The following is a 24,732-nucleotide window of genomic DNA, read 5'->3' as shown; positions in this document are numbered from 1 at the left end:
TCTGGCGAGAATATAAAAATTAAGCAAGTAGATAGCCTGCTATAAATTAACGAAAATTTAACATCTTGTGCAATCGTCTGGCTTATGGCAGGGAATGAAAATATGTATTACGTTTAAATTACTCCACTTGCAGAGGTTTTTCTGCCATGAACTCACTACGTTATCTCGATTTCGGCCAGTCACGTCACCTGCTGCTGCTCATTGGCCGCATCGCACTTGTCGTGCTGTTTATTATCTTTGGTTATCCAAAACTGACGGGGTTTAGCGGCACCGTACAATACATGACCTCGCTGGGCACGCCGATGCCCATGCTGGCGGCCATTATTGCGGTAGTGATGGAAGTGCCTGCCGCCATTCTGATCGTACTGGGCTTTTTCACCCGTCCTCTCGCGGTACTGTTTGTGTTCTATACCCTGGGCACGGCGATTATCGGTCACCATTACTGGGATATGACCGGTGATGCGGTCGTGCCGAATATGATTAACTTCTATAAGAACGTCAGTATTGCTGGCGCCTTTATTTTGCTCGCCATTGTTGGGCCGGGAGCTATTTCCCTAGACCGGCGTTAAGCCATAAAAAAAGGCCGCAAGCGCGGCCTTTTTTATTTCTGCAGGGCAGAGGAATTATGCGTAGACCGGGAAGCGTGCGCAGATATCCAGAACTTTACCTTTGACGCGCTCGATAACCGCTTCGTCATTGATGTTGTCCAGAACGTCACACATCCAGCCAGCCAGCTCTTTCACTTCCGCTTCTTTAAAGCCGCGGCGAGTTACGGCCGGAGAACCGATACGAATACCGGAGGTCACGAACGGGCTCTTCGGATCGTTTGGCACGCTGTTTTTGTTCACGGTGATGTTGGCGCGGCCCAGGGCAGCGTCAGCTTCTTTACCGGTCAGGTTCTTATCAACCAGATCCAACAGGAACAGGTGGTTTTCAGTACCGCCGGATACCACTTTGTAGCCACGGTTCAGGAACACTTCCACCATCGCTTTGGCGTTCTTAGCAACCTGCTGCTGGTAAACCTTAAACTCTGGCTCCATCGCTTCTTTCAGCGCTACCGCTTTTGCCGCGATAACGTGCATCAGCGGGCCACCCTGCGCGCTTGGGAACACCGCGGAGTTCAGTTTTTTGTACAGCTCTTCGTCACCGCCTTTCGCCAGGATCAGGCCACCGCGTGGACCCGCCAGGGTTTTGTGGGTGGTGGTGGTCACAACGTGAGCGTGTGGAACCGGGTTCGGGTAAACGCCTGCGGCGATCAGACCCGCAACGTGCGCCATGTCAACGAACAGGTAAGCACCGATGCTGTCTGCGATTTCGCGCATTTTTGCCCAGTCAACGATACCGGAGTAAGCAGAGAAGCCACCGATGATCATCTTCGGCTTGTGCTCTTTAGCCTGCTTCGCCATGTCTTCGTAGTCAATTTTACCGGACTCATCAATACCGTAAGGGATGATGTTGTAAAGTTTGCCGGAGAAGTTAACCGGGGAGCCGTGAGTCAGGTGGCCGCCCTGCGCCAGGTTCATACCCAGAACGGTATCGCCCGGCTGCAGCAGCGCGGTGTAGACCGCGAAGTTAGCCTGAGAGCCAGAGTGCGGCTGCACGTTTGCGTAGTCAGCGCCAAAAAGTTCTTTCGCACGGTCGATAGCCAACTGCTCAACGATATCAACATACTCGCAACCGCCGTAATAGCGTTTGCCCGGGTAACCTTCAGCGTATTTGTTGGTCAGCTGAGAACCCTGCGCCTGCATAACGCGCGGGCTGGTGTAGTTTTCGGAGGCGATCAGTTCGATGTGCTCTTCCTGACGTACTTTTTCCTGCTCCATAGCCTGCCACAGTTCGGCATCATAATCGGCAATGTTCATTTCACGCTTTAACATCCGCATCTCCTGACTCAGCTAACAAGTAAATTTTGGCCTGAAAAGGCAGTCCTGTTGGACGACGGGCAACAGTATAACTGATTAGTTCTGTGATAACAGGTCTTGACAAACGATTTTACGCAAACGTTTTCCTACCCGCCACGCAAGGGTTTGAGGAATAAAGCTCTCGCCCTTTCCAGCGGATTTCTTTTCAGGTTTGTGATGCATATTTTTCATCTTGCAAAGAACCATTTACAACGCAGGGGTATTTTTTATAAGATGCATTTAAAATACATCATTAAAGTCACATCGGAAGGAAGCAGCTATGCTCGACGCTCAAACCATCGCTACCGTAAAGGCCACCATCCCCCTGCTGGTGGAAACCGGCCCTAAACTCACCGCCCATTTCTACGATCGCATGTTCACGCACAACCCGGAGCTCAAAGAAATTTTCAACATGAGCAACCAGCGTAACGGCGATCAGCGTGAAGCGCTGTTCAACGCCATCGCGGCCTACGCCAGCAATATTGAAAACCTGCCAGCATTGCTGCCTGCGGTGGAAAAAATCGCGCAGAAACATACCAGCTTCCAGATCCAACCTGAACAGTACAACATTGTGGGCGGACACCTGCTGGCAACCCTGGACGAGATGTTCAGCCCCGGTCAGGAGGTGCTGGACGCCTGGGGTAAAGCCTACGGGGTACTGGCAAACGTGTTTATCAACCGTGAAGCGCAGATCTACAGCGAAAACGCCAGCAAGAACGGCGGCTGGAAAGGCACGCGCGCGTTCCGCATCGTTGAGAAAACGCCGCGCAGCGCATTAATCACCAGCTTCGAATTTGAGCCGGTGGACGGTCAACCGGTGGCCGATTACCAGCCAGGGCAGTATCTGGGCGTGTGGCTGAAGCCTGAAGGATTCCCGCATCAGGAGATCCGCCAGTATTCCCTTACCCGCAAGCCAAACGGCAAAGGCTACCGCATTGCGGTGAAGCGTGAGGACGGCGGTCAGGTTTCCAGCTGGCTGCACAACGAAGCTAACGTGGGCGACGTGGTGCATCTGGCCGCGCCGGCGGGCGATTTCTTTATGGCCGTTGACACCAATACGCCGGTCACGCTGATCTCTGCGGGCGTCGGCCAAACGCCGATGCTGGCGATGCTCGATACGCTGGCAAGATCACACCACGGGGCGCAGGTTAACTGGTTCCATGCGGCCGAAAACGGCGACGTGCACGCTTTTGCGGATGAGGTGAAAACGCTCGGGGCCTCCCTGCCGCGCTTCACCGCGCACACCTGGTATCGCCTGCCGACGGAAGCTGACCGCGCAGCTGCCCGCTTTGACAGCGAAGGTCTGATGAATCTTAGCCAGCACGAAGGCCTATTCAGCGCACCGGACATGCAGTTCTACGTCTGTGGACCGGTGGCGTTTATGCAGTATGCCGCGAAGCAGCTGGTTGAGCTGGGCGTGAACAAGGACAACATTCATTACGAATGCTTCGGCCCGCATAAGGTGCTGTAATGCAAAAAGCCCCTCAAACGAGGGGCTTTTTTCGTCGGATGGCGGCTGCGCCTTACCCGGCCTGGAAAATATTTAAATCGCCGCGTCGTCTTCTTCGCCGGTACGGATACGGATCACGCGCGCCACGTCGAAGACGAAGATTTTACCATCGCCAATCTTGCCGGTCTGCGCCGTGCGGATAATGGTGTCCACACAGGTATCGACGATATCGTCGCTGACCACGATTTCAATTTTCACTTTCGGCAGAAAGTCGACCATGTACTCTGCGCCACGGTAAAGCTCGGTGTGGCCCTTCTGACGACCAAAACCTTTCACTTCCGTCACGGTCATCCCGGTGATGCCGACTTCCGCCAGCGCTTCACGCACATCATCCAGTTTGAAAGGTTTAATAATCGCATCAATCTTTTTCATGGTGGGTCCTTAAACTCTTGCCTGTAAGCTGCCTCGTAATCGATTGCTCACAGTATCATATTCAAGCGAATTTTGCGGTACTACTCTTTAAAATCGTTCGCTTCAAGCTCATGACGTGACAGCAGCTTGTAGAATTCGGTGCGGTTGCGTCCGGCCATGCGCGCCGCGTGGGTCACGTTGCCTTTAGTGATCTGCAATAGCTTGCGCAGATAGTTCAGTTCGAACTGATTGCGCGCTTCTGCAAACGTCGGCAGAGCCGTGTTTTCCCCTTCCAGCGCCTGCTCCACCAGCGCGTCGCTGATCACCGGTGACGAGGTCAGCGCCACGCACTGCTCAATCACGTTCACCAGCTGACGCACGTTACCCGGCCAGCTTGCGGCCATCAGCCGCTTCATCGCATCGGTGGAAAACGCGCGCACGAACGGTTTATGGCGGTCGGCCGCCTGGCGCAAAAGATGGTTCGCCAGCAGCGGAATGTCTTCCGCACGTTCCGCAAGCGCAGGGATCTTCAGGTTAACCACGTTCAGACGGTAGTAGAGATCTTCGCGAAACTCGTTGCGGGCCATCACTTTTGGCAGATCGCGGTGGGTCGCCGAAATAATTCGCACGTTAATATCGATATCGCGGTTGCTGCCCAGCGGGCGCACTTTGCGCTCCTGCAGCACGCGCAGCAGCTTGACCTGCAGCGGCGCGGGCATGTCACCAATCTCGTCCAGGAACAGCGTGCCGCCTTCCGCGGCCTGGAATAGCCCTTCCCGGCTGCTTACCGCCCCGGTGAATGCGCCGCGGGCGTGACCAAACAGTTCGGATTCAAGCAGCTGCTCCGGGAGCGCGCCACAGTTAATCGCAATAAAAGCGTTCTTGCTGCGCGGGCTGGCGTTATGAATCGCCTGTGCCAGGATCTCTTTCCCGGTTCCGCTCTGGCCGTTGATGAGCACGCTGACGTCAGACTGCGCCACCATCCTCGCCTGCTCTAGCAGGCGCAGCATCACGGGGCTGCGGGTGACGATAGACTCCCGCCACGCCTCATCCCCCGCCGGAGCAGCATGTTCCAGCGCGCTGTCGATAGCCTTATACAGCGCGTCTTTGTCCACCGGCTTGGTCAGAAAGCTGAATACCCCCTGCTGCGTCGCGGCAACCGCATCCGGGATAGACCCGTGCGCGGTCAGGATAATCACGGGCATACCCGGCTGCTGCTTCTGGATCTCCGCGAACAGCTGCAGGCCGTCCATTTCATCCATCCGCAGGTCGCTTATCACCAGATCGATTTTCTCGCGGCTGAGAATTTTCAGCCCCTCCAGCCCGCTTTCCGCAGTCACGACGCTGTAGCCCTCACTCACCAGACGCATCCCCAGCAGCTTTAATAGCCCGGGATCGTCATCCACCAGTAAGAGATGGGCTGGTTTACGGCTCGTCATGCTTCACGTCCTCTTGTTTCGGCGTATCGCTGTCCGGCGCAGCGGATGAACTCCCCGGCTGATATTTACGCGACGAGAGCTGTCTTTCGATATCGGTCAGGTTCTCCAGCTTACGCGTCGTGGTATCCAGCTGGGTACGTAAATGTTGCTGCTGCTGACGCAGCGTATCAAGCTCGCTGTCGGTTGACTGTTGCAGCTTGCTGTAGCGGGAGCGCTCTTCAGAAAGCTGAAGCTGTAGCGTCTGGCCATCGCGCCAGAGCTGGTATACCGGGCGTACCTGTACGGGTAGATTGACCACAAACGTGTCCAGTCGGGTTACATTGACGCGGCGTTCGATGGGGGTGATTTTGGCATCAGCCAGCAAAATGCCGCGCTTGAAAGCGTCCTGCCAGGTGTCGTCGTCCAGCATCGCCGCCTTCGAGCGGGCGTCTACCGGCGCCAGACGCTGGGCGCAATCTATTCCACGCAGCCAGAAAAGCGGGTTACTTTCGACGTCATGCCCTGACAGGTTCCAGATGTCTTCGCAGCGGGTCGAGAGGAAATCGGCCAGCTGGTTATCGGGCCATTTATCTTCTTGTTTATCGCTAATGGCACTTTGCGGCACATGGGAAACACACCCAGCCAGAAATAAACAGGGCAGGCTCAGGCGAAGCGTGCTGCGGGAAAACACCGCGCGTACGGCGCGGGAAAAGACGTGTGACATACTCACCAGATATAGATTCATTTTATTGATTTTTCCGGCTCAGGGGCAGTTCAATACGGAAGCAAACATCCGAACGTTCGTCCGTGGCAATGTTTAGCTCACCCTGCATGCGTCGTATGCAGTCCCGGGCAATGCTCAAGCCCAGACCGCTTCCTTTCACCGCACCTTTCCGCTGATGACTCCCCTGGAAAAAGGGCTCGAAGATCATGGTTTTTTCGTCATCGGGGATCGGGGTGCCGGTGTTAGCGACGTCGATAAACACCCGGGAACCCTTCGTATAGCTTCGGATATAAATGTTACCGGATTCAGTACCATAGTGCACCGCATTGGAATAAAGATTATCCAGCACGCTCATTAGCAGCATGGGTTCAGCCAGACAGGTCGGCGCATTCAGCTCTACACCGGTATGCATCATTTTAGCTCTTGCTGGCAAGCTATGGGCGGATAACACCATATCCACCAGCGGTTCAATTTCGACGTTTTCCAGTACGACCGCCCCGTCAGCCAGCTTGCGGTTGTAATCCAGCAGTTGCTCAATCAGCTTCTGTAGATTCCGGCTGCTGTTATCCAGGATCTCGACAATTTCTTTCTGTTCGGGCGTAAGTGGCCCTGCCACTTCATCCGCCAGCAGCTCCGTTCCTTCGCGCATGCTGGCCAGGGGCGTTTTAAGCTCATGGGAGATATGGCGCAGGAACTGATGGCGCTGTGATTCGAGCCATGCCAGGCGCTCGGACAGCCAGATAATGCGCTGGCCTACGGATCGCAGCTCGCGGGGACCTTTAAAGGCGACCGTATCCCCGAGCGATTTCCCCTCCCCCAGGCGGTTGATCATCCGCTGGATACCCTTCACCGGGCCGATGATCATGCGGGTAAAGAGCAGAACCAGCCCGAGGCTCACCAGGAACAGCACCAGCGCCTGCCAGCCGAAGAACTGGCCGCGCTCGGCAATCTCCTGCTGAAGCTGCTGACCGCGGGAGAAAATCACCGTACGCGTTGACTGCACCATCTCGGTGTTGGCACTGGCAAAAGCTTCGAGGCGTGCGGCGGCGGCCGCATCCGGGCCGCTGTTACTGCATTGCAGTTGCGCGAGATCGTTCAGATCCTGACGTAACGCCTGATACAGCCTGTCGTCAGGCAAAACCCCCGCATGAGCGTCCAGCATTTCGCTGTAGCGTTTGCGCTGACTCTGATAAACCTTTTCCAGCGTTCGATCGTCAAGCACGCAATACTGACGATAGCTACGCTCCATCTCCAGGGCTGCGTTGGTCATCGCTTCACTGCGTCTGGCGTCGATGAGCGTCGTGCGGTTGGTCAATGCCGCCTGCGCGCTCAGCGCGTTCAGACTTTGCCACGCCTGCCAGGCAAGGATCAGCAGCGGCAGCAGAATCAGCAGGAAGGCCATCATGACGAGCTGCCGCAGGGAGCGGGGGAAAACGGGCCAGCGTTTCAACGCATTACTCTCTTAATGGGGGTTTACGCAGAGCGTAACTGAGTCTGCCCTTCAGATACAACAAAGCCGGGTAAAAACCCGGCTTTGTCATGGAATGAGGCGGTGCCTAACTCGACGTTTCGCCCTGGCCTGATAAAGCATCGCTATGATCAGTAGTTGGACGGCAGGCACCTTTTTGTGCGTCATTCGAAGTTTATGTAGCGCTTCCCGAAGGGGCTGACATAAGAAGGTGAATGAGCCACTGGTTAATATTATGCAACGCCCGTGCCAGAATGCAAAACAAAATGTTAACATATTGAAATATAATGTTTTTACTCGTTAAGCTTGTTAATTATCGGTTGAATGATTTTCAGGCTAAGTGTCGCTATTAAGCAACACCTTAACGGAAACCTTTCCTGCCATATATATATCAATAACTTAAATGTCTCTTTTTGGAGACACTTAAGTTGCCGGTCTGTCGCAATTATGCGACACAAATAAAAAAGCCCGGTTGAGCTTTCGCTTACCGGGCCTGGAAGGATGTGGGACTAAAACTTAACCCAATTGCTTACGCGCATTGCGGAAGATACGCATCCATGGGCTGTCCTCGCCCCAGTTTTCCGGGTGCCAGGAGTTGCTCACGGTGCGGAACACGCGTTCCGGGTGCGGCATCATGATGGTCGCGCGACCGCTTTCGCTGGTTACCGCCGTAATACCGTTGGCGGAGCCGTTCGGGTTAGCCGGGTAGGTTTCTGTGACTTTGCCGAAGTTATCGACAAAGCGCAGTGCCACCAGGCCTTTGCTCTCCAGCTGAGCCAGATGCGCAGCATCACGCACTTCTACCTGACCTTCGCCATGGGAAACGGCGATTGGCATCTGTGAACCGACCATTCCCTGCAGCAGCAGAGACGGGCTCTGGGTCACTTCCACCAGGCTAAAGCGCGCTTCGAAGCGGTCAGACTGGTTACGCACAAAGCGCGGCCAGGCTTCGCTGCCCGGGATCAGCTCACGCAGGTTAGACATCATCTGGCAGCCGTTACACACGCCCAGCGCCAGGGTCTGCGGACGGTGGAAGAAGGTTTCGAACTCGTCGCGCACGCGGCTGTTAAACAGGATGGACTTCGCCCAGCCTTCGCCTGCGCCCAGCACGTCGCCGTAGGAGAAGCCGCCGCACGCCACCAGCGCCTGGAAATCTTCCAGACCGGTACGTCCGGCCAGCAGATCGCTCATGTGGACGTCGATAGCATCAAAGCCCGCGCGGTGGAAGGCCGCAGCCATCTCAACGTGGGAGTTAACGCCCTGCTCGCGCAGCACCGCCACTTTTGGACGCGCGCCGGTCGCAATGTACGGCGCAGCGATGTCTTCGTTAATGTCGAAGGAGAGCTTCACGTTCAGGCCTGGATCCTGGTCATTGGCCTTCGCGTTGTGCTCCTGATCGGCACATTCAGGGTTATCACGCAGGCGCTGCATCTGCCAGGTGGTTTCCGCCCACCACATGCGCAGCGTGGTTCGGCTTTCGCTGAACACCGCATGGCCGTCTGCTTCAATGACGAAGCGGTCGCCCTGAACGGCTTTACCCAGATAGTGGACGCAGTCTGCCAGACCGTGCTTCGCCAGAATCGCTTCAACCGCATCGCGATCCGCTGCACGCACCTGAATCACGGCGCCCAGCTCTTCGTTGAACAGCGCAGCCAGACGGTCTTCGCCAAGCGTAGCGATGTTGGCTTCCACGCCACAGTGGCCGGTGAAGGCCATCTCTGCCAGGGTCACCAGCAGGCCGCCGTCGGAACGGTCATGGTAGGCCAGCAGCTTACGCTGCGCCACCAGCGCCTGAATCGCGTCGTAGAAGCCTTTCAGCTGCGCCACGTCGCGCACGTCGGCTGGCTTATCGCCAAGCTGACGGTAAACCTGCGCCAGCGCGGTGGCGCCCAGCGCGTTGTGGCCTTTACCCAGGTCAATCAGCAGCAGGGCGTTATCTTCAGTCGCCAGCTGCGGCGTAACGGTGTGACGCACGTCTTCCACGCGGGCAAACGCGGTGATCACCAGCGACAGTGGAGAGGTCATCTCGCGCTGCTCGTTACCTTCCTGCCAGCGGGTTTTCATCGACATGGAGTCTTTACCCACCGGAATGGTCAGGCCGAGGGCTGGACACAGCTCCTCACCCACCGCCTTCACGGCTTCATACAGGCCAGCATCTTCGCCCGGGTGGCCGGCTGCGGCCATCCAGTTTGCGGAGAGCTTGATACGTTTGATATCGCCAATCTGCGTCGCGGCGATGTTGGTCAGCGCTTCACCGACCGCCAGACGGGCAGAGGCGGCGAAGTCCAGCAGCGCCACCGGGGTGCGTTCGCCCAGCGCCATCGCTTCGCCGTAGTAGCTGTCGAGGCTCGCAGTGGTCACGGCGCAGTTCGCCACCGGGATCTGCCAAGGGCCGACCATCTGGTCGCGGGATACCATACCGGTCACGGTACGGTCGCCGATGGTCACCAGGAAGGTTTTCTCTGCCACAGCAGGCAGGTGCAGCACGCGGTTAACCGCTTCTGCCACGGTGATGCCCTGGCGATCCAGCGCTTTTCCCGCAGCCTTGCGGGTCTGCACGTCGCGGGTCATCTTCGGCGTTTTACCGAGCAGGACGTCGAGCGGCAGATCGATCGGCTGGTTGTCGAAATGTGTATCGCTCAAGGAGAGATGCTGCTCTTCGGTCGCTTCACCGATGACGGCATACGGCGCGCGCTCGCGGCGGCACAGCTCGTCAAACAGCGGCAGCTGGTCCGCCGCAACGGCCAGCACGTAGCGCTCCTGGGATTCGTTACACCAAATTTCCAGCGGGCTCATGCCCGGTTCATCGCTCAGGATGTCGCGCAGGTTGAAGCGACCGCCGCGGCCGCCGTCGCTCACCAGCTCCGGCATGGCGTTGGACAAGCCGCCCGCGCCCACGTCGTGGATGAAGAGGATTGGGTTGGCATCACCCAGCTGCCAGCAGCGGTCGATCACTTCCTGGCAGCGGCGCTCCATCTCAGGGTTGTCACGCTGCACGGACGCGAAGTCGAGATCCGCATCAGACTGGCCGGAGGCCATCGAAGAGGCCGCACCGCCGCCCAGACCGATGTTCATCGCCGGGCCGCCGAGTACGATCAGCTTCGCGCCGACGACGATCTCGCCTTTCTGCACGTGATCGGCACGGATGTTGCCAATCCCGCCTGCCAGCATGATCGGTTTGTGGTAGCCGCGCAGCTCTTCGCCGTTGTGGCTGTCCACTTTCTCTTCATAGGTACGGAAGTAACCGTTCAGCGCCGGACGGCCAAACTCGTTGTTAAACGCCGCGCCGCCCAGCGGACCTTCGGTCATGATATCCAGGGCGGTTACAATGCGCTCTGGCTTGCCGAAATCTTCTTCCCACGGCTGTTCAAAGCCCGGGATACGCAGGTTGGAGACGGAGAAACCGACCAGACCCGCTTTTGGTTTTGCACCACGACCAGTCGCCCCTTCGTCACGGATTTCACCGCCGGAGCCGGTAGCCGCACCCGGCCACGGGGAGATTGCCGTCGGGTGGTTGTGGGTTTCAACCTTCATCAGGATATGCGCGGGCTCCTGATGGAAGTCATAGCGCCCTGCTTCGCGATCGGCGAAGAAGCGGCCCACCTCGGAGCCTTCCATCACCGCGGCATTGTCTTTATAGGCAGACAGCACGTGGTCAGGGGTTTGCTCCATGGTGTTTTTGATCATTTTGAACAGCGACTTCGGCTGCTGTTCGCCGTCAATAATCCAGTCGGCGTTGAAAATCTTATGGCGGCAGTGCTCAGAGTTAGCCTGCGCGAACATGTAAAGTTCGATGTCGTTCGGGTTACGGTTGAGCTTAACGAACGCATCCTGCAGGTAGTCGATTTCGTCTTCTGCCAGCGCCAGGCCGAGACGCAGGTTGGCGTCGATCAGTGCCTGACGGCCCTGCCCCAGCAGGTCCACGCTCTGTACTGGCGCAGGCTGATGGTGGGAGAAAAGCTTCTGTGCGTCATCGAGAGAGGCAAATACGCTCTCCATCATGCGGTCGTGCAGCTCAGCCGCAACCGCCTGCCACTGCGCGTCGCTCAGGGTTGAGGCTTCCACGTAGTACGCCACGCCGCGCTCCAGGCGGTTAATCTGGCTCAGGCCACAGTTGTGGGCGATGTCGGTGGCTTTGGAAGACCAGGGGGAGATGGTGCCCGGACGCGGCGTCGCAAGGATCAGTTTGCCGGTTGGCGTATGGCTGCTGAGGCTTGGGCCATACTTGAGCAGGCGTTCCAGCTGTACGCGCTCCTCTGCATTCAGGGGGGCATTCAGGTCAGCAAAATGGACATACTCAGCGTAAATATTGCTTACCGGAAGGTCGGCCGCCTGAAAACGTGCCAGCAGTTTAGTGATACGGAAGGCAGACAGTGCAGGCGAACCACGCAGAATTTCCATCATAAGTCTCTCGTCTTCGAAGCGCCGGGGCGCTTACAGTGTGCGCAAGGGGGAAAACGGGCGTCATTATAGAGAATCCTGAGCGCCGACGAAACCGTTTGCGTCGAAATAAAATTTGCCCAGAGGTTTAACAATAGATGTGACCTGTCTCTCTAATTGGTTGCCAAGTGGCGCAAGTTTACGCAAAATGCCGCTCATTCAATGGCAAACCTTATTATTAACATGGCTACAGCAAACTGAGGCAACCGGCGTCGCAGAGAATTAACTAATTGAAAAAATTAAAGATTAATTATCTGCTCATCGGCATTGTAACGTTGCTGTTGGCAGTGGCCCTCTGGCCTTCTATCCCCTGGTTCGGCAAAGCCGAAAACCGTATCGCCGCCATTCAGGAGCGGGGGGAATTGCGCGTCAGTACCCTCAACTCCCCGCTCATTTACAGCGACATCAACGGCAAAATCATTGGTCTGGATTATGAGCTGGCACAACAGTTCGCCGATTATCTTGGCGTGAAGCTTAAAATCACCGTCCGCCAGAATATAAATCAGCTTTTTGACGACCTCGATAACGACGATGCCGACATGCTTGCCGCCGGGCTGGTGTATAACAGCGAGCGCAGCAAGAACTACCAGCCGGGCCCGACCTACTATTCCGTTTCGCAGCAGCTAGTTTACCGCGTCGGGAGCCTGCGCCCGCGCTCGCTGGCTTCGATTAACGATCGGCAGCTGACGATTGCGCCCGGCCACGTGGTGATTGACGACCTGCGTGAGCTCAAGGAGAAAAAATATCCCGACCTGAGCTGGACGGTGGATCCGAAACTCGGCACGACGGAGCTGCTTGAGCAGGTAAAAGACCAGAAAGTGCCCTACACCATTGCCGATTCGGTCGCAATCAGCCTGTTCCAGCGCGTGCACCCTGAAATCGCCGTGGCGCTGGACGTTACCGACGAGCAGCCCGTGACCTGGTTTAGCCAGCTTGATGACGATCAGACCTTCTCTGCCGCGATGCTTGATTTTTTCAACACCATCAATGAAGACGGTACCCTGGCGCGTCTGGAGGAGAAGTACCTCGGGCACGGCGATGACTTTGACTACGTTGACACCCGCAGCTTCCTGCGCGCGGTAGACAGCGTCCTGCCGGACCTGCAGCCGCTGTTCGAAAAATACGCCCAGGAAATTGACTGGAAACTGCTGGCGGCTATTTCGTATCAGGAATCCCACTGGGATACCCAGGCCACGTCCCCGACTGGCGTGCGTGGTTTGATGATGTTAACCAAAAATACCGCGCTGAGCCTGGGCGTGAATGACCGTACCGATGCCGAACAAAGCATCAGCGGCGGCGCGCGTTATCTGCAGGATATGATGGCCAAAGTACCGGAAACGGTGCCGGAAGAGGAGCGGATCTGGTTCGCGCTGGCGGCCTACAATATGGGCTATGCGCATATGCTGGATGCGCGAGCATTAACGGCCAAAACGAAAGGCAACCCGGACAGCTGGTCAGACGTAAAGCAGCGCCTGCCGCTGCTGAGCCAGAAGCCATGGTATAACAAACTGACATACGGCTACGCGCGCGGGCATGAAGCCTACGCCTACGTGGAAAATATCCGTAAATATCAGATTAGCCTGGTCGGGTATCTGCTGGAGAAAGAGAAAGAGGCGACGGAGGCCAAACGGCTGGCTCAAAGCTACCCTGTCGTGGCGCCGGACGAACTTAATCGCCCGACAGCTTCAATTCTGCCTTTTGCTGCTTTTTCTGCTGACGGCGCATTCGAAAGAAATCACTTAATAGCCCCGAACACTCTGGTGCAAGCACCCCGCCGATAGTCTTCACCTGGTGGTTCATCCCCGGGTGACCCAGCACGTCCATCAGTGAACCGGCCGCGCCGGTTTTTTCATCCCGCGCCCCGAAAACCAGAGTCCCGATCCGGCTGTGCACCATCGCCCCGGAACACATCACGCACGGCTCCAGCGTCACATACAGCGTGGTATCAAGCAGGCGATAGTTTTGCAGCACCAGACCGCCCTGACGAAGCGCCATAATTTCGGCGTGCGCGGTAGGATCGTGGCGGCCAATGGGACGGTTCCACCCTTCACCAATCACCAGGTTATTGTGGACCAGCACGGCGCCTACGGGCACTTCGCCCTCGTCCCAGGCACGCTGAGCGAGCGTTAGCGCGTGGCGCATCCAGTATTCATGATTGTATTCAGGGTTGGACAACGGTTGATACTCCAGTCGAAAAGCGGCGGCATTATACACACCCCTTATGGATAAGACTATTCGAGTTGCTGGAGTTCACCTGACGGCGTGACGCGCCAGCGATGCTGGCAAAAATAGAGCAGCGGGTTGTCCTGTTTGCTGTCGCTGTAGCCGCTGTACAGGCGCAGCGGCGTACCGATGCGTTTCTCCAGCTGGACCACTTTTTCATGCCCCAGACAGCGCAGGGTTAGCACCCAGCCGCCGTAACCGCGGGCAATTTGCGTGGCGATAAGATTCACGCGCGGAAGCCAGGGGGTATCAAAGTAGACCTGCTCCACAAGCGTCTGCGGGGAACCTGTAATCAGCCAGATGTCGGCATCGTTCGCGTCGAGGTAGCTGGTCAGGCGCGCCTGTACAACAGGAAAGGCCGCAACGTGACCGCGAAACCAGTGCGCAAAATCCTTTTCGAGCTGTTTGAGCCGCGCTTCGCTGTGCCCAAAGGTACATCCCCACAGCAGCAGACTCATCGGCCATCGCGCCGCACGGCCTTTCACCAGCAGCGCGATACCGATAACCGGTAAGAGCGGTAGCACGAGCAGCGCATTCAGAGGCTGACGCCGCAGCAGGTAACGCATAAACGTACCAAACATATCCTGCTGATGCAGCGTTCCATCCAGATCGAAAAAGACAACGCGACGCGCGTGATTTGCCAAACCTTACTCCTCTGGGTCGTTGAATCCTAATAGCCAGGTAAAAAGGAACCCGGCGATCACCGCTACTAAATAGCCTAACAGATAGAGCATCACTTTTCCGGTCACGATGGTTAATGCCAGCGGTAAACCGGAAAGCCCAAAGGTGATCACGGTGGCGACTTTCCAGTAGCTGATCAGCGCCCCGCCTACCGCGCCCCCCAGACAGGCCGCGAGGAACGGTTTACCCAGCGGCAGCGTAACGCCGAAAATCAGCGGCTCGCCGATGCCGAGCAGGCCGACCGGGAGCGCGCCTTTAATCATTTTCTTCAGACGCGCGTTGCGGGTTTTCATCAGGACGGCAATCGCCGCGCCGACCTGCCCCACGCCCGCCATCGACAGGATAGGCAGCAGCGCGTTATAGCCGTGCGCCTGCACCAGCTCGACGTGGATCGGCACCAGCCCCTGGTGCAGGCCGGTCAGTACCAGCGGCAGGAAGGTACCCGACAGCACCGCGCCAACCAGCAGCCCGCCGCGGTCAATCGCCAGAGACGCACCGTGAGCGATGGCTTCAGAGATCCACCCGCCTAACGGCTGGAGGGCCACAATCGCTACGCTACCGGTAATCAGGGTGGTCAGCAGCGGGTTGAGGATAAGCTCAATCGAGCCGGGCAAAATCGCTCGCAGCCTTTTCTCGATCCAGCACATCAGGATGACCACCAGCAGCACCGCAATCACCCCGCCGCGGCCAGGCTGAAGCGCCTCACCAAACAGCGTGATCTGCGCCAGCTGCGGGCTGGACAAGATGCCCGCCATCACGCCGCCCATCGCCAGCGATCCGCCAAACACCTTCGCGGTATTCACCCCAACCAGAATGTTCATGATGGCGAAAACAGCGCTGCCGAAGATCCCGAGAATCCCCAGCAGGTTCGGATACTGCGTGGCGAAATCCCCCACGATATCCGGTCGCTTGAGGATATTGATGATCCCGGTGATCAGGCCCGAGGCAATAAACGCCGGGATCAGCGGAATAAAGACGTTGGCCAGCTGTCGCAGCGCATCGCTCATCGGGGCTTTGTATTTGGCTTTCGCCTGCGCTTTAGTGCGCTCAGTATCGTCAATCGACACGCTCGCGCTAACGCCCATCAGCGCGCGCATGGCGTCAACAACCTGCGCCGCTTTCCCCGGCCCGACGATCAGCTGATGCTGCTGGCCCTGTTTCACGTAGCCGCTGACCCCAGACAATTGCTTCAGACGCGACACGTCAAGCTGGTCGTCGTCATGCACCTCGACGCGCACGCGCGTCATGCAGTTTTCGAGACGCTGAATATTTTTTTCCCCGCCTATCCCCTGAAGGATATCGCTGGCGAGCGCTGCTGTTTTGTCCATAGACGCCTCTGTTAGTTTTCTAATGCCGCCCGTAAGAAGCCGTTATGCGCATCGAGTTTTGCTCTCGCGGTCGCCGCATCCAGCCCGCTTAAGATCATCAGAATGGCAGGTTTAACATCATGATCGGTTTGTTTGAGTACCGCTTCGGCCTCTTCACGGCCTGCGCCCGTCGCCTCCATCACCATGCGGCAGGCTCTGTCCACCAGCTTGACGTTGGTGGCCTGCATATCCACCATCAGGTTCTGATACACCTTACCGAACTTAACCATCGCGCCGGTGGAGATCATATTGAGCACCAGCTTTTGCGCGGTCCCCGACTTGAGGCGCGTGGAGCCGGTGAGCGCTTCCGGCCCGACCACCGGAGAGATAGCGATAGCGGCCACCTGCGCAATCGGGGAGCCTGGATTACAGGAGATGGCCACCGTCGTGCAGCCGGTCTGGTTGGCGTATTCCAGGCCGCCAATGACGTACGGCGTGCGCCCGGATGCCGCCAGACCGACCACCAGATCCTTCTCCGTCAGATTCAGCGCCTTCAGGTCATCCTCGCCCAGCTGTTTGTTATCTTCCGCCCCTTCAACGGCTTTCAGCAGCGCACCGGGTCCACCGGCAATTAACCCAACGACCAGACCATGCGGCACCCCAAAGGTGGGCGGACATTCTGACGCGTCCAGAACTCCAAGACGCCCGCTGGTCCCCGCGCCCATGTAAATAATGCGTCCACCGGCCTTGAGGGCTTCCGCCGCCGCATCGACCGCTTTCGCCACATCGGGTAATGTCCCTTTCACTGCCTGCGCGACCAGCGTATCCTGTTGATTAAAGCGGTTAACCAGCTCCAGGGTGGAGAGCGCATCCAGATCCATGGTTTGCGGGTTACGCGTTTCAGAAACAAGTGAGCCAAGATTCATTTTTGTACCTCAAGAATTTTTAATTCATAATAATCACACTATAATGGAATATAAAATTCATTCAGGCGAGCAAAATTCGTATTTGCGCAGATAATCACATTTTCGCCAGGAGACCGTATGAACTGTTTAATTCGCATTCGCCAGCGCTACGCAGGCTTTGCCCAAAGCGACAAGAAGCTGGCGGATTTTTTGCTTTCTCAACCCGATCGCGCGCGCCATCTCAGCTCGCAGCAGCTGGCGAGTGAAGCCGGCGTGAGCCAGTCCAGCGTGGTGAAATTTGCCCAGAAGATTGGCTTTAAGGGATTCCCTGCCCTCAAGCTGGCCATCAGCGAAGCGCTGGTCAGCAACCCCAATCCGCAGTCCATGCCGGTGCATAATCAGATCCGCGGCGATGACCCGATGCGGCTGGTCGGCGAAAAGCTGATCAAAGAGAACGTGGCCGCCATGCATGCGACGCTCGATGTGAATACGGAAGAGAAGCTGATGGAGAGCGTGGCGATGCTGCGTAGCGCGCGGCGGATCGTTCTGACCGGCATCGGCGCGTCCGGACTTGTGGCGCGTAACTTTGGCTGGAAGCTGACGAAAATTGGCCTTAACGCCATCGTCGAACAGGATATGCACGCCCTGCTGGCGACCGTACAGGCGATGGATCCTGACGATCTGCTGCTGGCCATCTCTTACTCCGGCGAGCGTCGTGAAATCAACATGGCAACTGATGAAGCGCTGCGCGTCGGCGGTAAAATTCTGGCAATCACCGGTTTTACGCCGAATGCCCTGCAGCAGCGGGCCACGCGCTGTTTATATACCATTGCCGAGGAGCAGGCCACGCGCAGCGCGGCTATCTCGTCCACCAGCGCACAAATGATGCTGACGGACCTGCTGTTTATGGCGCTGGTGCAGCAGGATCTGGAGCGAGCGCCAGAGCGCATTCGCCACAGCGAAGAACTGGTAAAGAAACTGGTTTGACGCGTATAATGCCCGCCCAGTTTGTGTTGTTTCTGAGAATTTCCTGATGGCGCTGTTAATTACCAAAAAATGCATTAATTGCGATATGTGCGAGCCCGAATGCCCGAACCAGGCCATTTCGATGGGCGACAGCATTTATGAGATTAACAGCGACCGCTGCACCGAATGCATCGGCCACTATGAAACGCCGACCTGTCAGAAAGTGTGCCCGATCCCGAATACCATTTTGAAGGATCCGGCGCACGTCGAGAGCGAAGAGCAGCTGTGGGATAAGTTTGTCCTGATGCACCACGCGGACAAACTTTAACTTTCGATGATCACCGTCGCGCTGGCATAGTGGCGTTCATCCGCGATCGTCACGTGCATGTGATTCACGCCCAGCTTCTCTGCAAGCTTTTGCGCCTCGCCCCATAAACGCAGGCTTGGCTTACCCAGCTCATCGTTAAACACTTCAAACTGGTTGAACGCCAGACCGTTACGAATGCCGGTCCCGAAGGCTTTGGCCGCCGCCTCTTTTACCGCAAAGCGCTTTGCCAGAAAACGCACCGGCTGCTGATGCGCTTCCCAGATGGCCCATTCGTTATCGCTCAGCACGCGCCTTGCGAGGCGATCGCCGCTGCGGGCGATCACCGCTTCAATGCGGGCTATTTCAACGATATCGGTACCCAAGCCCAGAATGGCCATTACTGACGCGCTTCCTGCATCAGGCGTTTCATTTCTGAAACCGCCTCTTTCAGGCCGCTCATCACCGCGCGGCCAATGATCGCGTGACCGATGTTCAGCTCGTGCATTTCCGGAATGGCGGCAATGGCCTTCACGTTATGGTAGGTCAGGCCGTGACCGGCATTGACCTTCAGGCCCAGGCTTGAGGCGTACGTGGCCGCTTTAGCAATACGCTCCAGCTCTTTCGCCTGCTCGGCATCGTTTTTGGCATCAGCATAGCAGCCCGTGTGGATTTCGATATACGGCGCGCCCACGTCGGCTGCCGCTTTAATCTGGGCGAAATCAGCGTCAATAAACAGAGAAACCAGGATACCGGCATCCGCCAGGCGCTTGCAGGCATCGCGCATTTTGTCGAGCTGGCCGGCCACATCCAGACCGCCTTCGGTGGTCACTTCCTGGCGTTTTTCCGGCACCAGGCAGCAGAAGTGCGGCTGAGTCTCACAGGCAATGGTCAGCATCTCTTCGGTGACCGCCATCTCCAGATTCATACGGGTGTCCAGCGTCTGGCGCAGAATGCACACGTCGCGGTCAGTGATGTGGCGGCGGTCTTCGCGCAGATGAACGGTAATGCCGTCGGCGCCAGCCTGTTCAGCGATAAATGCCGCCTGAACCGGATCGGGATACGCCGTGCCGCGCGCATTACGCAGCGTGGCGATATGATCGATGTTGACGCCTAACAGTAATTCAGCCATGACAATCCTCGGTTTTCTTTTCGATTCTGTGGTCTAACGTTTCGGCACAAACTGCCTGAATAATTCGCGGCTCTTTAAGGGCTTGCCGCCAAGATACGGCTTGAGGGCAATCCGGGTAAAGCGTTTTGCTGCGCGCAGGGTATCCTGATCGGGAAATTCGCGCTCATACAGCGCCCGGAGCTGGCGCCCGGTAAAGGTGCTGTTGTCGATCACGACGCTGGCAATAAAGCCTTTTTCTTCGCGGTAGCGGTAGGTCATGGAGTCTTCCACTTCGTCACCGCTGCCCGCACAGTGCAGAAAATCGACCCCGTACCCAAGATGACCCAGCAGCGCCAGCTCAAAACGCCGCAGCGCAGGCTCGGGCGTGCCGGTTGCGCCAGCCAGCGCCTGGATACAGTGCAGATAATCAAAGAAAAGTTCAGAGAAGCGAGTCTCATGTTCAAGAACGCGAGAGATGAGTTCATTGACATACAGACCGCTGTAGAGCGTGATGCCGGAGAGAGGAAGCGCCAGGGAGACGGCTTCGGCGCTGCGCAGGGTTTTAACTTCCCCTCGCCCACCAAAGCGAACCAGCAGCGGCGTGAAAGGCTGTAGGGCGCCTTTCAGGTTAGAACGTTTGGAACGTGCGCCTTTGGCAACAAGGCGCACGCGGCCCGACTCTTCCGTGAAGACGTCCAGCATCAGGCTGGTTTCGCTCCAGGGACGACTATGCAGAACGAAGGCGCGCTGCCATCCTTCCATCATACTCGTCGTCTTGAGTTACTGGTCTTCGCCGTAACCGAGGCTGCGCAGAGCACGCTCATCATCGGCCCAGCCAGATTTCACTTTCACCCACAGTTCGAGGTGAACCGGCGCTTCGAACATCTCCATCATGTCCTTACGGGCTTCAATGCCGATGGTTTTGATCTTGGCGCCTTTATTGCCGATCACCATCTTCTTCTGCCCTTCACGCTCAACGAGGATCAGGCCGTTGATGTCGTAGCCGCCACGCTCGTTGCTCTGGAAACGCTCGATCTCCACCGTCACAGAATACGGCAGTTCAGCGCCCAGGAAACGCATCAGCTTTTCACGAATGATTTCAGACGCCATAAAGCGCTGAGAGCGATCGGTGATGTACTCTTCCGGGAAGTGATGAATCGCTTCCGGCAGATGCTTACGCACGATGCCCGCGATGGTGTCCACGTTCAGACCCGTCTCCGCAGACAGCGGAACGATGTCGAGGAAGTTCATCTGGCTACCCAGCCACTGCAGATGCGGCAGCAGATCGGCTTTTTCCTGCACGTTGTCCACTTTGTTGACCGCGAGGATGACCGGCGTTTTGCCGTCACGCAGCTTGTTCAGCACCATCTCGTCGTCCGGCGTCCAGCGGGTGCCTTCCACAACGAAGATCACCAGCTCCACGTCGCCAATTGAGCTGCTCGCCGCCTTGTTCATCAGACGGTTGATGGCACGCTTCTCTTCCATGTGCAGGCCCGGGGTATCGACGTAGATCGCCTGATACGCGCCTTCAGTATGGATACCGACGATGCGGTGACGCGTGGTCTGCGCCTTACGCGAGGTGATAGAAATCTTCTGCCCAAGCAGATTATTCAGCAGAGTGGATTTGCCAACGTTCGGACGTCCGACGATGGCAATAAATCCGCAATAGGTCTTTTCTTCGCTCATTCCAGCTCCAGCATTTTTAACGCCTGTTCGGCGGCAGCCTGTTCAGCCTTACGACGGCTTGAACCTGTGCCCACCACCGGTTCACTCAGGCCACTGACCTGGCAATGGATGGTAAATTCCTGATCGTGCGCTTCGCCACGAACCTGCACCACCAGATAAGACGGCAGCGGCAGATGACGACCCTGCAAATATTCCTGCAGACGCGTTTTCGGATCTTTTTGTTTATCGCCCGGGCTGATTTCGTCCAGACGGGTCTGATACCAGTTAAGGATCAGCTTTTCTACGGTCTGGATATCGCTGTCCAGGAACACACCACCAATTAATGCTTCGACCGTATCGGCAAGAATAGATTCACGACGGAAGCCGCCGCTTTTCAGTTCACCCGGCCCAAGACGCAGACATTCGCCCAGTTCAAATTCGCGCGCGATTTCCGCAAGGGTATTACCCCGAACCAGCGTGGCGCGCATGCGGCTCATATCCCCTTCATCCACACGCGGGAAACGATGATAAAGCGCATTCGCAATCACGAAACTTAAAATAGAGTCGCCTAAAAACTCGAGACGCTCATTATGTTTGCTGCTGGCACTGCGGTGGGTTAATGCCTGTTGCAACAACTCCTGATGATGAAAAGTGTAGCCCAGCTTCCGTTGAAGCCGATTAATTACGATGGGGTTCATGCGATACCAATAAATGAATGCGTCAAAAATGCAGCACACGAAACCGACCTGAGAAAACCAACGCGGTTTCGTGTGCCGTGGCACCCTTGCAGGGCCAACCTTAAACTTCGGGGGAATATTCTATACACAACGACAGGGGATGTCGTTAGTTCGAAGAGATTTATCGTGGAAATAATTCACGTAGCCGCTAATTAAAGCGGCTACGCGTTCATTTATTGAGAATTAATGGATTCCGCCGATACGATTCAGGCGTACACCGGTCGGCCACTCGCCTTCCTGTTTCTCAAAACTCATCCAGATGGCGGTAGCTTTACCGACCAGATTCGCTTCCGGCACAAAGCCCCAGTAACGGCTGTCCGCAGAGTTATCGCGGTTGTCACCCATCATGAAGTAATGTCCTGGCGGTACAATCCAGCTCGCCAGCTGCTGGCCCGGCTGACGATAGTACATACCCAGCTGATCCTGCGCGATTGGCACGGTGAGGATTCGGTGCGTCACATCGCCCAGCGTCTCTTTGCGCTCAACCAGACGGATGCCGTCCTCTTTGGTTTCACCTTTCGGTACCTGGAAGAATCCGCTGGTCGCTTCGCCGCCGTTACGACGGGCGAAGGTCTGCACAAAATCACTTGGCTCAACGTTTGAGTAGGTGATTGGCAGCGCGTTTTCGCATGCGGTACCGGAGCTGCAGCCCGGCTGAACGGTGACTTCTTTCGCAACCGGATCGTAAGTCACTTTATCACCCGGAAGACCTACCGCGCGCTTGATGTAGTCGAGGCGCGGATCTTCCGGATATTTGAACACCACGATGTCGCCGCGTTTCGGATGACCGGTTTCGATCAGCGTTTTCTGGTAGATCGGATCTTTAATGCCGTAGGCAAACTTCTCTACCAGAATAAAATCACCGATCAGCAGCGTTGGCATCATTGAACCTGATGGGATCTGGAACGGCTCGTAAATAAACGAACGTACCACCAGCACAATCGCCAGCACCGGAAATACCGAGGCGCCCGTTTCCAGCCAGCCCGGTTTCGGGCCGACTTTCTTCAGGGTTTTCGCGTCAATCTCATCGCCAGTGGCTGCCTGTGCGGCAGCCTGACGTTCGCGACGTTTTGGGGCGAAGATAAACTTATCCAGACACCACAGCAGACCTGTCACCAGGGTAGCAATGACCAGGATCAGGGCAAACATGTTCGCCATGCCAACTCCTTAGGGTTATTTGCCGTCTTTACCAACATGAAGGATGGCAAGGAATGCTTCCTGCGGCAGCTCGACGTTACCGACCTGCTTCATACGCTTCTTACCTTCTTTCTGCTTCTGCAGCAGCTTTTTCTTACGGCTGACGTCACCGCCATAGCACTTCGCCAGAACGTTTTTACGCAGCTGTTTCACGGTGGAACGCGCGATAATATGGTTGCCAATGGCCGCCTGAATCGCGATATCGAACTGCTGACGCGGGATCAGATCTTTCATCTTCTCAACCAGCTCGCGGCCACGGTAAGGCGCATTGTCGTTGTGGGTGATCAGCGCCAGCGCATCCACACGCTCGCCGTTGATCAGCACGTCCACACGCACCATGTTGGAGGCCTGGAAGCGTTTGAAGTTGTAATCCAGTGATGCATAGCCACGGGAGGTCGACTTCAGACGGTCGAAGAAGTCGAGCACCACTTCCGCCATCGGGATTTCGTAGGTCAGCGCGACCTGGTTACCGTGGTAAACCATGTTGGTCTGCACGCCGCGCTTCTCAATACACAGCGTAATGACGTTACCCAGGAACTCCTGCGGCAGCAGCATGTGACATTCGGCAATCGGCTCACGCAGCTCGTGAATATTGTTCAGCGGCGGCAGCTTGGACGGGCTGTCGACGTAGATCACTTCTTTCGAGGTGGTTTCAACTTCATACACTACCGTCGGCGCGGTGGTGATCAGGTCCAGATCGTATTCTCGCTCCAGACGTTCCTGAATGATCTCCATGTGCAGCAGACCGAGGAAGCCGCAGCGGAAGCCGAAGCCCAGCGCCGTTGAGCTTTCTGGCTCATAGAACAGGGAGGCATCGTTCAGGCTCAGCTTGCCAAGGGCATCACGGAAGTTTTCGTAGTCGTCAGAGCTGACCGGGAACAGGCCCGCGTAAACCTGCGGTTTCACCTTTTTAAAGCCTGGTAGCGCTTTATCTGCCGGGTTGCGCGCACCCGTCAGGGTATCACCCACCGGCGCGCCGAGGATGTCTTTGATGGCGCAGACCAGCCAGCCTACTTCGCCGCATGTCAGCTCGGTGCGGTCAACCTGTTTTGGCGTGAAGATACCCAGACGGTCGGCGTTGTAGACCTGTCCGGTACTCATTACCTTGATTTTGTCGCCTTTGCGCATGGTGCCGTTTTTAATACGCACTAGGGAGACAACGCCCAGATAGTTATCGAACCAGGAGTCGATAATCAGCGCCTGCAGCGGGGCATCCGGATCGCCTTCCGGGGCCGGAATATCACGCACCAGGCGCTCCAGCACGTCGGTGACGCCGACACCAGTTTTCGCGGAGCAGCGCACGGCATCGGTCGCGTCAATACCGACAATATCTTCAATCTCTTCCGCTACGCGCTCAGGATCGGCGGCTGGCAGGTCGATCTTGTTCAGAACCGGCACAACTTCGAGATCCATTTCCATCGCGGTGTAGCAGTTTGCCAGGGTCTGGGCTTCAACGCCCTGCCCGGCATCCACCACCAGCAGCGCGCCTTCACAGGCCGCGAGCGAGCGTGAAACTTCATAGGAGAAGTCAACGTGGCCTGGGGTGTCGATAAAGTTTAGTTGATAGGTTTCACCATCAGCCGCTTTGTAATCAAGCGTAACGCTCTGCGCTTTAATGGTAATACCGCGTTCGCGTTCCAGGTCCATGGAGTCCAGAACCTGGGCTTCCATTTCACGATCAGACAGGCCACCGCAAATCTGGATAATACGGTCAGACAGCGTCGACTTACCGTGGTCAATGTGAGCAATGATCGAAAAGTTACGTATGTTCTTCATATAGTTAAATAATTATGCCTTACGAATTCCTGGAGGCCGCTGTTCTTA

22 protein-coding genes are annotated in these 24,732 nt (G+C 56.7%); 5 read left to right on the top strand and 17 right to left on the bottom strand.

The features are described 5' to 3' along the window. The first annotated feature begins 146 nt into the window (after positions 1-146). Entirely contained in the window at positions 147-569 is a 423-nt protein-coding gene (locus tag AC4IBF_RS05305; protein WP_023615984.1) for a DoxX family protein, read from the top strand. Between the two features lie 54 nt (positions 570-623). Here AC4IBF_RS05305 and glyA read toward each other — a convergent pair whose 3' ends face one another. Beyond that, on the bottom strand, positions 624-1,877 hold the full coding sequence (gene glyA / locus AC4IBF_RS05300) for a serine hydroxymethyltransferase (protein ID WP_008502165.1): 1,254 nt from the start codon (positions 1,875-1,877) through the stop codon (positions 624-626). A 304-nt stretch (positions 1,878-2,181) separates the two neighbouring features. Between glyA and hmpA the strand changes: the two genes are divergently transcribed. Further along, on the top strand, positions 2,182-3,372 hold the full coding sequence (gene hmpA, locus AC4IBF_RS05295; RefSeq protein ID WP_133294934.1) for an NO-inducible flavohemoprotein: 1,191 nt from the start codon (positions 2,182-2,184) through the stop codon (positions 3,370-3,372). Positions 3,373-3,444: 72 nt separating this feature from the next. Here hmpA and glnB read toward each other — a convergent pair whose 3' ends face one another. The 5 genes from glnB to purL form a co-directional block, all read right to left on the bottom strand. After that, the gene (gene glnB / locus AC4IBF_RS05290; RefSeq protein ID WP_003860685.1) at positions 3,445-3,783 is read right to left on the bottom strand and encodes a nitrogen regulatory protein P-II; all 339 of its coding nucleotides are present in this window, start codon (positions 3,781-3,783) and stop codon (positions 3,445-3,447) included. An 80-nt stretch (positions 3,784-3,863) separates the two neighbouring features. Then, positions 3,864-5,201: a two-component system response regulator GlrR gene (gene glrR, locus AC4IBF_RS05285; protein ID WP_021241871.1), complete on the bottom strand. Its 1,338-nt coding sequence runs from the start codon at positions 5,199-5,201 to the stop codon at positions 3,864-3,866. Further along, positions 5,188-5,925: a two-component system QseEF-associated lipoprotein QseG gene (qseG, locus tag AC4IBF_RS05280; RefSeq protein ID WP_136195570.1), complete on the bottom strand. Its 738-nt coding sequence runs from the start codon at positions 5,923-5,925 to the stop codon at positions 5,188-5,190. Before qseG ends, glrR begins: the two co-directional genes overlap by 14 nt. Position 5,926: 1 nt before the next feature. Then, entirely contained in the window at positions 5,927-7,354 is a 1,428-nt protein-coding gene (qseE, locus tag AC4IBF_RS05275; protein ID WP_136195571.1) for a two component system sensor histidine kinase QseE/GlrK, read from the bottom strand. Between the two features lie 534 nt (positions 7,355-7,888). Next, positions 7,889-11,776, bottom strand: coding sequence for a phosphoribosylformylglycinamidine synthase (gene purL, locus AC4IBF_RS05270; RefSeq protein ID WP_115876016.1), 3,888 nt, complete (start codon positions 11,774-11,776; stop codon positions 7,889-7,891). A gap of 266 nt (positions 11,777-12,042) precedes the next feature. On the opposite strand from purL, the gene mltF reads away from it, so the two are divergent. After that, complete coding sequence (gene mltF, locus AC4IBF_RS05265; protein WP_325849383.1) at positions 12,043-13,593, top strand: membrane-bound lytic murein transglycosylase MltF; 1,551 nt, start codon at positions 12,043-12,045, stop codon at positions 13,591-13,593. Here the strand turns inward: mltF and tadA are convergent. From tadA to murQ, 4 genes are read right to left on the bottom strand one after another with little or no spacing between them, the layout of a single operon-like run. Continuing rightward, positions 13,481-13,987, bottom strand: a complete 507-nt coding sequence (gene tadA, locus AC4IBF_RS05260) for a tRNA adenosine(34) deaminase TadA (RefSeq protein ID WP_325849382.1) — start codon at positions 13,985-13,987, stop codon at positions 13,481-13,483. The genes mltF and tadA overlap by 113 nt on opposite strands. A 56-nt stretch (positions 13,988-14,043) precedes the next feature. Further along, the gene (yfhb, locus tag AC4IBF_RS05255; RefSeq protein ID WP_039263757.1) at positions 14,044-14,679 is read right to left on the bottom strand and encodes a phosphatidylglycerophosphatase C; all 636 of its coding nucleotides are present in this window, start codon (positions 14,677-14,679) and stop codon (positions 14,044-14,046) included. A gap of 3 nt (positions 14,680-14,682) precedes the next feature. Further along, on the bottom strand, positions 14,683-16,044 hold the full coding sequence (locus tag AC4IBF_RS05250; RefSeq protein ID WP_133294940.1) for a PTS transporter subunit EIIC: 1,362 nt from the start codon (positions 16,042-16,044) through the stop codon (positions 14,683-14,685). An 11-nt stretch (positions 16,045-16,055) separates the two neighbouring features. Further along, positions 16,056-16,949, bottom strand: a complete 894-nt coding sequence (gene murQ, locus AC4IBF_RS05245; RefSeq protein ID WP_367896869.1) for an N-acetylmuramic acid 6-phosphate etherase — start codon at positions 16,947-16,949, stop codon at positions 16,056-16,058. A 117-nt stretch (positions 16,950-17,066) separates the two neighbouring features. Here murQ and AC4IBF_RS05240 point away from each other — a divergent pair, with 117 nt between their 5' ends. Continuing rightward, the gene (locus AC4IBF_RS05240; RefSeq protein WP_133294942.1) at positions 17,067-17,915 is read left to right on the top strand and encodes a MurR/RpiR family transcriptional regulator; all 849 of its coding nucleotides are present in this window, start codon (positions 17,067-17,069) and stop codon (positions 17,913-17,915) included. 46 nt (positions 17,916-17,961) lie between these two features. After that, positions 17,962-18,222, top strand: a complete 261-nt coding sequence (locus AC4IBF_RS05235; RefSeq protein ID WP_008502177.1) for a YfhL family 4Fe-4S dicluster ferredoxin — start codon at positions 17,962-17,964, stop codon at positions 18,220-18,222. Here the strand turns inward: AC4IBF_RS05235 and acpS are convergent. The 7 genes from acpS to lepA form a co-directional block, all read right to left on the bottom strand. Next, positions 18,219-18,599 carry a holo-ACP synthase gene (acpS, locus tag AC4IBF_RS05230; protein ID WP_023294331.1) on the bottom strand — a complete coding sequence of 127 codons (381 nt, stop codon included), beginning with the start codon at positions 18,597-18,599 and terminating at the stop codon, positions 18,219-18,221. The two genes, AC4IBF_RS05235 and acpS, sit on opposite strands and share 4 nt — an antisense overlap. Then, entirely contained in the window at positions 18,599-19,330 is a 732-nt protein-coding gene (gene pdxJ, locus AC4IBF_RS05225; RefSeq protein WP_133294943.1) for a pyridoxine 5'-phosphate synthase, read from the bottom strand. Before pdxJ ends, acpS begins: the two co-directional genes overlap by 1 nt. A gap of 33 nt (positions 19,331-19,363) precedes the next feature. Continuing rightward, on the bottom strand, positions 19,364-20,071 hold the full coding sequence (gene recO, locus AC4IBF_RS05220; protein WP_133295452.1) for a DNA repair protein RecO: 708 nt from the start codon (positions 20,069-20,071) through the stop codon (positions 19,364-19,366). 18 nt (positions 20,072-20,089) lie between these two features. Continuing rightward, positions 20,090-20,995, bottom strand: a complete 906-nt coding sequence (gene era, locus AC4IBF_RS05215; protein ID WP_087449597.1) for a GTPase Era — start codon at positions 20,993-20,995, stop codon at positions 20,090-20,092. Next, positions 20,992-21,672 carry a ribonuclease III gene (gene rnc, locus AC4IBF_RS05210; protein WP_003860711.1) on the bottom strand — a complete coding sequence of 227 codons (681 nt, stop codon included), beginning with the start codon at positions 21,670-21,672 and terminating at the stop codon, positions 20,992-20,994. Before rnc ends, era begins: the two co-directional genes overlap by 4 nt. A 222-nt stretch (positions 21,673-21,894) precedes the next feature. Further along, a complete protein-coding gene (lepB, locus tag AC4IBF_RS05205) occupies positions 21,895-22,869 on the bottom strand; it encodes a signal peptidase I (protein ID WP_048978831.1) in 975 nt (324 codons plus the stop codon). A gap of 15 nt (positions 22,870-22,884) precedes the next feature. Continuing rightward, entirely contained in the window at positions 22,885-24,684 is a 1,800-nt protein-coding gene (gene lepA, locus AC4IBF_RS05200; protein ID WP_023308849.1) for a translation elongation factor 4, read from the bottom strand. Positions 24,685-24,732: the final 48 nt, after the last annotated feature.

It is taken from the genome of Enterobacter sp. Taxon_8 (assembly GCF_058354585.1).
This window is presented reverse-complemented; position numbering and strand designations above follow the sequence as displayed.